Here is a 13468-nt window from a genome sequence, read left to right as displayed (position 1 = left end):
CAAACACATGTAAACGTCTGTAAAAGTACGTAAACGTCTACAAACGTATACTTAAACACGTAAATGTAAGTAAACGTAAATCGTTTATTAAATTCTTCAAAACAACTAAGCATCTAGCTTCTTAAAGCTAGAAGTTTTTACTGTGTATAACTCGACTAAATGTAGTTTAGTCAGAGATTGTACCGCATTTAATTCAACCTAAACTAAATACTAGTTTAGTCTGAGGTTGTACTACATCTAATTCAACTTAAAGACAAGTTTAGTCGAAAGTTGGATTGTATCTAACTAAACTTAAAGTAAGTGTATCAACTTAAAACTTAAAGTAAGAGAAGTTAGAAATATAAATTATTTTGTATTCGAACTAAATCTCTAGTTGGAAAGATCACAACTAGTGGTTTCATTACATTGATCTTCATTAAAAGCTACAAAGTTTTTGCTCAAACCTTAGAAATTTGTGAGGAATGAGAATAGGGAAGTTGTGTCCAAAATTTAAGAGACATCTGATTTTAGGAGAACTGTCAACCTAGCTCAAACTTACAAGTAAAGTCAAAGGTGGCTTTAGGAAACCAAGCCTTAAGTTGTACTTAAGGTGATGGGTAACTATTGCCAAAAAACTAAGAAGACTTTAGAACCAGCTCAAACCTTTAACAGGAATGAGTAGGGAAAGTGTACGCAAAAATTTTGGAAGCTATTGTCCTAGTGCTCAAATTTTTTCAAATGGAGTACGGGGAAGGTGTGTCTAAAAATCAAGAAAGATTTTAGAGGCATTGGTGCCTCCTTTGCTTTTTTGGTTAAATTAGTTGAGGCAGAGTTTAGCTCTTTCTAAAGATTTTTAGATACTGCTTGATAATAAGTTCATTAGACATAGTTTTATCTTCAGCTTTAAATGCTTTTTGCCATGCAGGATCTTTTTTACTACGCTCAACTAGCATGAAGTCACTTTTGGCAACAATATCTTTGAATACATCTTTGACAAACTTGAGAACATGCTTACCGTATGTTTTTTGGGTTAACTCCGAAATAAAGGTTTTGTACTCTGGAGATTCAAGGTTATCTTGATAAAAGTTAGGATTACTTTGGAATTTAAAGAGAACTTCTTTTATAACTGGACCATACATCCATGCTTCAAAATCAGCTTTAAATAACTCATCAGGGTAAAACTCACCGCCTAATTCAGCTATTTGCGTACTGTTGTAGTACATTCCTACATAGAGAGCATAGAGAAAATATAAGCTCTTTTGTAATTGAAGAGCAGACATATTGCTTTGTAAAGAGTGTAGATAGGTAACGAGAGTATCTATATCATTGAAAACATATTTTTCTTCCATAATTGAATCCTTGTATATTTAAGTACATTTAAGTACTCTGGGTTATTTTTTACATTCTCCGCTTCTAAGTATCTTTAATAAACATCTTTAACAATTGGTTACATAGATTTCAATACTGTCTTGCTTGATTGTATTATCAAAACGAGAAATGTAATTGCTTTTGATTCTAAAAGTTTTATATTTTTGTGCCCAAGAAGCTAAGAACTTATTTTCTTTTTGTTTATGGGCTAGCATATTTGAAAGTCCCCATTTAATACCATTAGCGTCCAATTGATCGAGTAAAGCGTAGAGTCTTAATTCATCTTCTTCGCTCCAGAGTTTATTGTAATCACTAAAGGTAATTAGATAAGGAGGATCAAAGTAAAGAAAATCACCAGAGGAAAACTCTTGTTGTTGAATAAATTCAGCAAAATCCAAACTTGGAGAGAAAACTATATCGTTGTTTACAGCCCAATTTGCATAATGATTTAATGCCGTAGTGACATTCTTATTCCAGTCAACATTCCCAACAGGGAGATTAAAATCTCCTTGCTTATTAAAACGAATCATGTGGTTAAAGCCATATACCAGTAGGAGATAAAGAAGATCCATATTCTCTTTTTGGGCATTGTAATCTTCTCGTAGTTTTAAATAAGCAGTTTGGTTGTAACGAGAGAAATAAGTTTTGACAAACTCTTTTTTTAAAGCTGTGATCTGCTCATTAGTACCTATTTCTGATAAGCTCAAGCCGTAAGAGTTGATAAGTTGATGCATATGTGCAATAAACTCTGACATCTGTGGAGCTTGGGCATGTAAATGACGATGTAAACTCATTACCTTATCGTTCAGGTCGTTGAGAATAAATTTACGTGCAGTTACATTCAGAGAAGCACTTCCTCCACCACAAAAGACATCATAAAAAGTATTTATTTGTGGAGGAAATAGAGTTAGGAGTTCAGGCATTAACTTGTACTTATCCCCTACATAAAAGAGAGGGGATCTTACAGGTTTAGCTTTAATCTTTTTCGTTCTTCCTTTCATAGGCTAACAGTAAAAGGTTGGGGGGAATTAACGGTAAAAATAGAGAATATAGGAGGGTATGAAATAACTTTTTCAGTTATTCTGTTGCTCTAACTAGCTTTCTTATTTACTCTGTTGCTTTGTTGCTCTGTTGCTTTCGATCTTGATTAACTTTGGTAATAAAGACAAACTCTTTGTGGTCAGTAAGCTCTGTTTTACCAGTATTAAAGTAAGCAAAAGGTTGTGAGAATACTTGAGTATTGCCAACTTTTTCTAAAGCTGCCAAAATTTGCTCATGGGTAATTTTGTTTTGAGAGCTTTTGCTTTTAGAAGTGTAAGTATTGTTGTAAGTTACAACTATATATTTCACTTGGAGTTTTTCTACGAGATCTGCAAAAACTTGAGGTGCACTAGTTTTGCAATAGCTACTTATGTTTTCAGCAGGTGGTTTCATGGCAACCCCAGAGAGTTGAGGTTTTTCCCACTTAGTTAATACTTCTAACACATGGTAAAAGCGAGAGTATTGACGAGAGTTGTAAGGGGGATCTACAAAAGCTATATCTGCTGAAACTTGTGAAGCTAAAATATTAGCGTCTTGGCGATAGATTTCTACTTGCTGTTGGTCAGAGATAGTTAAAGGATTAATCAGAATAAATTCAAACTTATCCGGAACGTGGGCTAATTTACGGTATGCATCATAGTGTCCCACCGTATTTGCTATACGATCTGCCGAATAAATTAAAGAAGCCAATAAGATGTTTTTCTCACGTACCGTTAAATCTAATGCCTGTTCTATTTGTGTACGTATTTCACCAATTACTCGTGCATCCTTTTCACTAAAAAATTTATCGCCGTAATTAGTGACAAAGTAATCATCATCTAAAGTATTAGTTTGAAGCTGTTGAAACTTTGTTACATAGCGCGCAAGTTTATCTTGATCGTAAGCTTCACTACCAAAAAATGCTTGGTAAATAACTTGATTTGAATAGAGAAAATCGTTGAGGATTACATGAGAATAATGTTTTAACGCTCGTTGTGATACTACTCCAGTTCCTGCAAAGATATCGATAAAACTATCACCTTGAGTGTGCTCTTTAAGTAAAGAGAAAATCCAATCGAGTAGTTTGTTTTTATTCCCGATATAACGTCTATTCTCTAGGCTAAAGCGCTTTTCTCGTTCGGTACCAGTGTTGTTTTCAAGTGTTGATTGTAATTTCTCTAAATCTTGTACAACTAAGTTTGTATCTTTACCTGTAACTTCAGCTAGTGCTTTAAATACTGCAAAATTCCATTTGGCTAAATTCCTTTGATTTATGTTTTTTAGCGTAGCTTGAGAAAAGCCACTATGTTTATGGAACTGCTTTAAGTTTAAGTTGTGGGTTTCTAAATATTTTTCTAAAAGCATGTTGGTGCTAACATTTAAACAATCTTAGGTCTTCTGCTTTTTAAAGCAGAAGCTCTATTTTTGTTGAGAGTATTTCTATCTTTTGAATTTATTCTTAGGTGGGGATCTTGCTAAGAAGAAGTAAATTTTAATAAGAGGGTAGTTTTAAAAAGGTGGGGCTTAAGGTAGTAATGTCTTCCAAGATGTTTATCATCTGGAAGAAAATAGTCGGTTAGAAAAAATTTAAATGACAAAAGGCCACCATATAATATGGTGGCCTCATCAATAATCACTCAAATAAATTCTAGTAAATAGTCTTTATTTGCTATAACAAGTATTAATAAATATCTCAAGACTATAAATATCTTAAGACTATAAATATTTTATCTCATTTTTTCACAGAAGTGGTATAAATTTCAAAGAATTTTATGAAATTAAAAGATAGGGAGAAATGATGAGATATATTTGTTTGGCTTAAGTTAGTATTACCGGTTTAGTAAATAGCGTAAAACTTCTAAAGAATATCACAATCTCATTAGTGTAAACACTAAAATCTTGAACTTTAGATGATCATCTTTTACTAATCAGTAAGTAATATCTAAACAAAAGAGACTAAGGTATCTAATAAGCTCTGCAATAGCAATAGCTTCAAAAGATCAGCCTCTAATAAAAAATTGCATAGATAGAATTATAAATGCTTTTTGATTAACTCTACTAATTCCGGAATTTTTGTTAATTCTTCAGCAAAGTAGTTAAGATTATCAACAGCATCTTCTTTACGAATTTTGATTATTTCATCATAATCAATTTTTAATATTTCGCATAGCTCTTTACCAGTTAAGATATGCTCGTAGGTGATTTCACCTTTAAATCCTTGATAGATTAGATTTTTATCTTCTTGGTTAAAGCAACACACATAGTACTCTGTCACAAATGGGATTATTGAACCAAACTTCAATACAAAGGTTTCGAGATTATTTTTCTCTGCCTTAGCTTTTTTAGTGTCAAAGCTATCACCATCTTTAAGTTCTACGACTTTACAAGAGTATCTATTTTCAACGATAAAGATTAAGATATCAGGTTCAATACCTTTAACTTTTTCAATATAGCTAGATTTTCTTAATGTTCGTTTATGACAAACGTAAATACCACGTTCTTGTTGATTTTGAGCAACGTTATCAATGAATATATCTAGATCTTGAATAACATTACAACGAGAAAGAACTAATCTTTCAAGTTCCGAACCATTAGAGATCACGGTAGATTGAACTTTAGAAATTAACGCACCTAATTGTGGATTGTCAAATAAACGAATGTAAGCCGAGTTACCATCAACACGACCAGCAGCTTGTCTAATTCTCATATTCTTCTCCAAAAATAATATCACAACCAATAAATTGACGATTAGCTAACTGACAACTATTAAGAACCGAATAACCACCACTTGAAGGATCTAATACAAAATCGTTTTCAGTAGTAGTTGCAAGGATAAGTTGCTTTTGTAGCTCAAGAGGTTTAGCGTGAGTATGTCTCTCGCTTTGTTTCCCCTCTAGTTTTTCAGCCCAAACATCAGGAATGTTGTGGATAGTCCAAGTGGATTTAGCTTTTCTTGGATATTTTTGGATAACAACAAGATATTCTGATCGTCTTCTTGATCTATACCCCATGCCAATACGTAACTTATCCCAAGTAATCATATCGACAATAGCTAGACTAGGTAGATCATTTAACCATTGTTTAACTCCTTCAAGTAAATGGAACTTATCAATCCATAAGAATAAGTAACCATTTGGCGCTAGCACTCTCTCAATCTGGGTGATGAATTTGCTTATAGTCTCTTCAGACATTTGTGGGAGTTCTGATCGAGCTTTACCACGTTTAACACCTTCATTACCATAAGCCATTTTGTCCAATATCCCACGGTATTGAGGATCAAAGAAACAAATACGAATACTTTGGTCGTTTAGTTTGTCAAGTAAATCTAAACCATCCATTTTGTTTCTTCGATTTATTAATTTAATATCATCTGGATTTTTAAAAATCATAAATATCAATTCATATATTTTAGTTTTACTTAAGGAATGTTATAAAGTTATAAATAGTTATATTATATTATACTACTTAAATCTCCGGAGAATAAGGATTTTTTACATTTTTTATGACATTTTTAAAGTATTTATAATTATAATGAGGTCACCATATAATGGTGACCTCATAAATCAATATATTATAATAAATAGTCTTTCAATTACTATCTATTAACAAGTTTTTATACATATCTCAAGACTATAAATATTTTATCTCATTTTTTCACAGAAGTGGTATAAATTTCAAATATTTTTTCAAATTTAAAAGTTATAGCGAAATAGCGAGATATATTTTGGCTTAAGTTAATTTTGTCTAGTTGAGTAACTAGTTCAAAGTCTTCTAAACTAGTTCTATTTTTCAGAATTAATCAAAGTTCTTTGCTCTTTGCTCTTTGTTCTGTGAACTAACTAAACTAGTGTAAGTCTTCTAAAGACCAACGTGATCTAACTTTGTTAACACTAAAAGTTTGACCTTGGGCATAACTAGGTTTTACTCCATTAGCATTATCAGCCCCAAAGAGGCGAATGTATTTCATAAAACCAGCAATAGCAATCATAGCTCCGTTGTCAACACAGAAGCTAGGACGAGCATAGAAGAACTTAACTCCTTTTTGGTTAAACTCTTGAGAGAGTTCTGCACGTAAAGTTTTGTTAGCGGACACTCCTCCAACCATCAGGATATTTTTTAATTTAACATTATAGTCGTTTTGTACTTGTTCTAAACAGCGTTTAATTTTAATTAAGAAAGTACGAACAACTGTATTTTCAAAAGCTTTGGCAACATCTGCTTTGTCTTGTTCACTTAACTCCCCTTTTTGGTTTTGGAGTTCAGTAATTTTATTTAAAGCTGCTGTTTTTAAACCAGAGAAGCTTAAATCTACCCCAGGACGGTTAATCATTGGTGCGGCAAAGGTAAAATCTGGATTACCTTTTTCTGCAAGTTCAGAAAGTAATCTTCCACCTGGGTAAGGTAAACCTAAAAGTTTTGCAGTTTTATCAAAAGCTTCACCTACGGCATCATCAACAGATTGTCCAAGGATCTTATAATTGTGGTAATCAGAAGCATAGACAAATTGACTATGTCCCCCTGAAATTAACACTGCTAACAGAGGAAACTCTGGTTTGTCTTCTTCAAGAAAAGGCGCAAGTAAATGCCCTTCAAGGTGGTTAATTTCAATTGCTGGGATGTTTAAACCACAAGCTAGAGTTTTTGCATAGGTTGCCCCAACAAGAAGAGCTCCAATTAATCCTGGACCTGAAGTGTATGCAATTGCAGTAATATCTGCTAAAGTTAAACCTGCTTCTTTGAGGGCATCGTCAACTAATGGCTGAACACGTTTAATGTGGTCACGTGAAGCTAGTTCCGGAACTACCCCACCATATAACGCATGTAGATCAACTTGAGAAAACAGTTGGTTAGCAACTAAGCCCTTCGCTCCGTTGTAAATAGCCACACCAGTTTCATCACAAGATGATTCTATAGCCAAAATGTTAACTTTATCTAAGTGAGAATATGTTGTTTGGATCATAAAAGAGGTTGAGGGATAAAATAATAAGATTTTTAGGAATACATTATAACAAATTTCGCAGGGGGGAGGTTGGGAGCTAGGAGCTAAGGAAGTTATCTTTAACTTTGAGTTGAAGATCTTTTGTTAATTGGTCGATTGTTCTTTAAAGTGTTGAGGCTTATAATAGCAAGCAGTAGTCACTGACTACAATATTAACGAACTGTAGTAGCAAACAACAGTAATCACAAACTACAAATCACAAATAACAGTAGTAACGAACTACAAATCACAGGCTACAGTAATCACAGACTACAGTAACCACAAACAACAATAAAACAACGAGGCGAATAAATATGTTACTTTTAGATATTGTAATCAATACAAAAGCATTAACTACAGAACAATTAAATGAGCTACTACCACTTCATCGTGCATGGTACAACAAATACTTTGCTGAAGGCAAGTTTATTATGGTAGGTCCTTACACCGATACTGATATCCCATCTGGAGTAGTAATTGCAGATTTAGCAAGTAAAGCTGAACTTGAACAAATTATTGCTGAAGACGCTTTTTACAACAACCATGGTACTTACACCATTCGTGAATTTAAAGCTAATCTAATCAAAGATATCTTAGCTTCTTAGTAAATTGCAGTGAGAGTAATCTACTTGCCAGCAAGTAAACTACCGTAATCAAAATACCGCAATTTACATGTTTAGCAGGTAAACTACAATCATCAAAGACTTGAATTATCATTATGCTAAATAGCTAGCAGTACGGAAGAACCTGAGCTTAAAATTACCAAATATCCTACAATTACCAAATAGCCTACAATTGGCAAAGAGCTTACAATTGCTAAAAGAGGAAAGTGAAATAACTTAAAGTTGTTTTACTTTCCTCTTTTCACATTTATAGAGGGGTTAACTAAGGCTTGGTTATTCAATTTACCTCAACATAAACTCTCCAATACTTAGTTACTTCAAATACCAACCAATAGGTGCACCAGTACTAAGTACTTCAAGATACCTGCCTGTATAGCAATCCTAAATACTTCAAGCTAGTAGTCCAGTAGCCCACTAGTCTAGTAGCTTGCTAGTCTAGTAGCTTGCTAGTCTAGTAGCTTGCTAGCCTATTAGCATCTACTTCTGCAAATTATCATCCAAGCAAGAATTAATAAACCAACTTTTACCTCATAATTACTTTATAATAGAAGTCTCTGTTTATTAAAGGTAATATTCGCACTATCCCTTTAAACAATAGGCAAAATAGGAAACTGCAATATGGTTCGTAAAGTATATTTTAATCATGATGGTGGAGTAGATGATTTAATCTCTTTATTCCTCTTACTTAAAATGGATCAGGTTGAATTAGTTGGCGTTGGCGTAGTTGACGCTGATTGTTATATTGAACCTGCGGTTTCAGCAAGTCGTAAAATTATTAATCGCTGGGGATCTGCTCGAGATAAAGCAGAACTTCAAGTAGCTTGGTCTGACTCTCGTCCTGTGCATCAATTTCCCAAAGAATGGCGTTTACAAGCTTTTACTATGGACGCTTTAACTCTGCTAAATGAGATAAAACCAGTAGTAGTTCAAGAAGCACCACGTAAAGCTCACTTAGAATTAGTTGAGATCTTACGTAATGCAGAAGAACCAATTGATTTACTCTTTACTGGTCCTTTAACTGATTTAGCTCGTGCTTTAGATGTAGATGCAAGTATTGAAAGTAAGATCAAACAGCTTTACTGGATGGGTGGTACTTTCTTAGAAAGAGGTAACGTTGAAGAGCCTGAACACGATGGCACTGCAGAGTGGAATGCTTATTGGGATCCGTATGCAGTTAAACGTGTATGGCAAAGCTCAATCAAAATCCATTTAGTAGCCTTAGAAAGTACTAACTTAGTACCTTTAACGCCAGAAGTACGTGATGCTTGGGCAGCACAAAGACGTTACGAAGGAGTGGACTTTTTAGGGAACTCATATGCTTGTGTGCCTCCTTTAACTCACTTTGTAACTAACTCAACTTACTTTTTATGGGACGTTCTAACTACTTGCTATTTAAGCAAGCCTGAGTTAGCACAATCTCGTCTAGTATATAGTGATGTGATTACAGATGGACCTTCAGCTGGTAGAACTGTTCTTAGTGAACAAGGTCGTCCAGTAAATCTAGTTCATCATGTTGATCGTGATGCTTTCTTTGCTTATGTAACTGACTTAGCGAAGAAGTAAAATTAGAGTTAGACTTAAAATAAGTAGAATTAAAAAAAAGGTCAAGAGTTATACTCTTGACCTTCCTATGTTTGATAATAATTTATTTTTGTGAGATTTTAATTCACTACAAAGTGCTCTTTTATAAAACATTTTGTTAATGCAAATTATACACATATTTATTATAAAAAGAAATAGTTTTTTAGAAAATTAAGAAAATTTTCTTTACCTTCTTGTTAAATTCCTAATGTGTAAGGGCTACTCTTTAAAGAGTAGCCCTTACATGATTTTATGTTTGTTATAACAAGTAGCTCTTGTATTATCTTATGGTAGTTTGAACAAGTAACCCTTACATTACCTTGTGGTGGTAGTTCGAACAAGTAGTTCTAACATTAACTCTACTTTGTAAACTTAACCCCACTAGGTAAAGATTATTTTACATTTTCCCACCAGTGTTCTTGTGGTAGGTTATCGTAAGCAAAAGTTGTACCAATAACCGGAGTACCAACGATTAATTCTGGATAGATACGATCTTTGTTAGCTAAATAGATTTGAATTGGAGTATCCCAGTTATGACGAGAAAGATCATATTTCCCCCAGTGGATAGGTACTACTCTTTGCGCTTGTAAATCTTTGGCAGCTTGTAATGACTGTTCTGGGAACATATGGATGTTTGCCCATCTTTCATTGTACTGTCCATTTTCAATAAACGCTATATCAAATCCACCAAACTTGTCACCAATTTGTTTGAAGTGATCGTTGTAACCACCATCTCCTGAGAAAAATACTTTAAAGTTGGTTGGAGTTTGTAATACCCAAGAGCCCCATAGAGTACGATTTGAATCGTTAAAGCTACGACCGGTAAAATGTTGGTTTGGCGTTAAGGTATAGGTAATACCGTTAATCTCGGTAGATTGCCACCAGTAAAGTTCAGTAACTTTACTTGGATCTACTCCCCAGCGCACTAAGTGCGCTTTAACGCCTAGAGGCGTTACAAAGTGAGCAACGCGATCTTTTAATTCCTTGATAGCTTTGTAATCTAAGTGATCATAGTGATCGTGAGATAGAACTACAACATCAACCGCAGGTATGTCACTTGTTTGTGGTAAGTGTTGCATTAAGAAAGGTTTACCAATAAATGACACAGGAGAGGTTGAGTAAAATACCGGATCAGTCATAATTACCTGATCGTTGAGTTTACCGACAATAGTTGAATGTCCTAACCAAATGAACTCACCATTGTTGAGGTTAGCAACATCTGCTTTAACACTTGGCAGTGGAGTTTTTGGTTTACGAGGGTTTTCTTTAAAAGTACTTTCAGCGACAAAGTTGAGAAGGAGTTTCCAAGTTGGCTCTAGTTCTTCTCCCTCTGGAATAGTACTTACAGCAACTTCGTGCGTATTTTTAAAAGTTTGACTTTCAGCGTCATAGTTAGGCGCTTGCGCCATTAATGCTTGCGTTGCTTGATCTTGTTTACCACCAAATACTGGAGCTAATTTTAAAAACAAGAATACGCTCAAGCTCAAAGCTACAATTAACAGTAGCAGGTATTTAAAAATTACAAATAGTAGATGCATGTTTGTGTTTATTTCTCTGATGTTGTTCTTATTGTCAAAAATTGTAATCAAGAGAATACAAGAGTAGAAGTATATTTTCTTTCTCGTGATTACTTACTTAAAGAAGTATTATATTGAATTGTATGGGGATAAACAAGCTAGGAAAACAGAAAACACTATTGAATAAAAGTTAACAATCCTAGGTTGGTTAGAAGCTTACTTGGAAGCTAGGTATAACCTAGCTAGAAGACATATTGAAGATAGATTGAGGTTATATTGAGGATTGAATGATACTAGATTGAAGTTAGATAGAAGCTTGATTGATCTAGCAAAGACGGAGAAAGTTACAGAATGAGCCTGAACAGGCAAATAATGAGACATAATTAAATGAGTTCACAGTGTGCTATGTAGAGTGGGAAAAAACTACAGCGCTTTATCTTCGCCTTTGCTAGAATAATTTACATAACCACTAAGAAAGTTGTTAAGTAAGATAAACTTACAAAGTAACATACTTTGTAGCAACAAGTCTAGTTATATCTAATTAGATTAAGCTAGTTAAAACCAATTAGTTAAACTAGTTAAACCTGATTAGCTAAACTACCAAAAAGTAATTAGCTAAACTACTTAAACCTAATTAGCTAAACTACTTAAAACTAGCTCAACTAAGTAAATCAACTCAAACAACTTTCCACAAATGAATCCAACTAAATTTTATCCAGTAACCCACAGCTAAGACCAAAAAAGATTATAACAGCTAGCAAAATAACCTCAGATACTATAAAATAGCAAAGCAAAATCTCCGGCAGAAAAATGAATCTAGTCAAGATTTAAAAAACTGTCAATTTTTACAATGGTAATACAAAGGTAAATTGTACAAATTTGTACAATTGGCAAAATGAGTAAATTGTAAAATTGACAAACTAACCAACTAGTCACTTACTTGCCCATGAGATTTTTGGCAATCCCAATACTTTTCCTTTTTTGCGCAAACTTGCGCTAAAAAGTCCAAAGTATTCGGGTAATTTTAAAATTTGCCTATTTTTGATTGCAAATACCTATGACTTCAGATGTAAAAACCTTATCAGTTCAAGAACTTAATGACAATAACTTGAGTAAGGTAAGAAACTATAATCGTAAACCTAAGCTAATGAATAAACGTATTCGTGAAAACGAACGTTTAATCAAAAAGCATAACGAAGCAATAGATCGCTCACATTTTCCCATTGTGGAAATAGATCTCGACAGTGATAACTTTTATGAGAACTACGGAGATTTATTAGTTTGTGCTAAACATGGCTCTCAACTAGTAATTAACTTTACCGCTCATATCCCAAATGAAAATGGCTTAGTATTAACTCGTCAATTGAAGTACCAAATTGGTACGCCAATTGTCGTTAAAGAGAACGGACATTTACGTTATCGTTGTCTAGTAACCGAACACTATTCTTTACTCTCTCGTCGTTCAAAAAACAACTACTCTGACTACACTTTAGAAGAATCGCGCAAAGTTATTAATAGTAACTCTGTTTATCCTTTCTTAAGTGCTGAACGTAAAGAAATTGTCGATGAACTTGAGAGAAGAAAGTATTACGCTCGCTGTAGATATCTAGTTGAGTGTGCTATAATTGATCTCAAAGAAAAAGGCTTATCAGATGGTGAAATTCGTCGTACGATAAAAGCCCTGAAAGAAGGCTACGCTTTTGCGTATGAGGATTTAAATCCAAATAAGTTTTAAGTCTTTGGTTATGAAAAAATAATAAGTGTATACACACGTATAATTTACATAACGCATAAAAATGAACTAGTTTACTCTCCTAAGACATGTCTTAGGAGAGTTTTTTGTTTGTCTAGCTTTTGAGGAGAAGCTAAAAGTACAGATTGGGGTGCAGCTAGAGGAGATACTGATTGAATTATAGTTCTAGGTACAGTTCTAGGTACAGCTCGAGTTAAAGCTATAGGTATAACTCACTGTAATTGTCGAGAAAAGGGTAATAACCGCACAAAGTTAAAGGTTATTATTCTTTACGATAAACGAATAATTAGAGATAAATAACAGATTTAGAAGATTTTAACTTCAACAAAATTTAACTAAACTGTTCGGTTATATCTATATTTTTACCTGATTTATAGGTAAAGTTAAATTGCAATTTTTATGAAAAATCAGACTAGTGAAAAATATGCAGTTTTTAGTATCAAGTTAATTTTTACGGAATTTTTTATAGTTAGCTGGATTTTTTGGTAAAATATAAGAGAATAATAAGGCATGAGAAGAATTAGATATTCTCTAAGTTTTTTAATTGTCGAATATTGTTCTTAGAAGTTTAGCAGTGTGTAGTTAGCGATAACTACACATTTTTATTTTATCTTGTTAAAATTAGTAGTCTAGAAAGCTAGAAAGCTAG

General features: G+C 33.5%; 10 protein-coding genes. 3 read left to right on the top strand and 7 right to left on the bottom strand.

Annotation, left to right across the window (positions count from 1 at the left end):
• Positions 1-812: 812 nt before the first annotated feature.
• The 6 genes from CKF54_RS07460 to tsaD form a co-directional block, all read right to left on the bottom strand.
• Positions 813-1328, bottom strand: a complete 516-nt coding sequence (locus CKF54_RS07460; protein WP_119525727.1) for a Panacea domain-containing protein — start codon at positions 1326-1328, stop codon at positions 813-815.
• An 87-nt stretch (positions 1329-1415) separates the two neighbouring features.
• Entirely contained in the window at positions 1416-2348 is a 933-nt protein-coding gene (locus CKF54_RS07455; protein ID WP_119525726.1) for a Dam family site-specific DNA-(adenine-N6)-methyltransferase, read from the bottom strand.
• A gap of 106 nt (positions 2349-2454) precedes the next feature.
• On the bottom strand, positions 2455-3732 hold the full coding sequence (locus CKF54_RS07450; protein ID WP_119525725.1) for a DNA adenine methylase: 1278 nt from the start codon (positions 3730-3732) through the stop codon (positions 2455-2457).
• 667 nt (positions 3733-4399) lie between these two features.
• The gene (locus tag CKF54_RS07445; protein WP_119525724.1) at positions 4400-5074 is read right to left on the bottom strand and encodes a restriction endonuclease; all 675 of its coding nucleotides are present in this window, start codon (positions 5072-5074) and stop codon (positions 4400-4402) included.
• Entirely contained in the window at positions 5064-5756 is a 693-nt protein-coding gene (locus tag CKF54_RS07440; RefSeq protein WP_119525723.1) for a DNA methyltransferase, read from the bottom strand. The genes CKF54_RS07445 and CKF54_RS07440 overlap by 11 nt, the downstream gene beginning before the upstream one ends.
• Positions 5757-6211: 455 nt before the next feature.
• Positions 6212-7327, bottom strand: coding sequence for a tRNA (adenosine(37)-N6)-threonylcarbamoyltransferase complex transferase subunit TsaD (tsaD, locus tag CKF54_RS07435; RefSeq protein ID WP_119525722.1), 1116 nt, complete (start codon positions 7325-7327; stop codon positions 6212-6214).
• 332 nt (positions 7328-7659) lie between these two features.
• On the opposite strand from tsaD, the gene CKF54_RS07430 reads away from it, so the two are divergent.
• Together CKF54_RS07430 and CKF54_RS07425 are read left to right on the top strand one after the other, a co-directional pair.
• Positions 7660-7950: a YciI family protein gene (locus tag CKF54_RS07430; protein WP_119525721.1), complete on the top strand. Its 291-nt coding sequence runs from the start codon at positions 7660-7662 to the stop codon at positions 7948-7950.
• 636 nt (positions 7951-8586) lie between these two features.
• Complete coding sequence (locus tag CKF54_RS07425) at positions 8587-9531, top strand: nucleoside hydrolase (protein ID WP_119525720.1); 945 nt, start codon at positions 8587-8589, stop codon at positions 9529-9531.
• Positions 9532-9941: 410 nt separating this feature from the next.
• Here the strand turns inward: CKF54_RS07425 and CKF54_RS07420 are convergent, their stop codons facing one another.
• Positions 9942-11018, bottom strand: a complete 1077-nt coding sequence (locus tag CKF54_RS07420) for an MBL fold metallo-hydrolase (RefSeq protein WP_222987584.1) — start codon at positions 11016-11018, stop codon at positions 9942-9944.
• 1105 nt (positions 11019-12123) lie between these two features.
• Between CKF54_RS07420 and CKF54_RS07415 the strand changes: the two genes are divergently transcribed.
• Positions 12124-12801 (top strand): hypothetical protein, encoded by a 678-nt coding sequence (locus CKF54_RS07415; RefSeq protein ID WP_119525718.1) that lies wholly within the window; start codon positions 12124-12126, stop codon positions 12799-12801.
• Positions 12802-13468 lie beyond the last annotated feature (667 nt).

The organism is Psittacicella hinzii, from assembly GCF_003585885.1.
In the GTDB taxonomy this organism is placed as follows: Bacteria; Pseudomonadota; Gammaproteobacteria; order Enterobacterales; family Psittacicellaceae; genus Psittacicella.
This window is presented reverse-complemented; position numbering and strand designations above follow the sequence as displayed.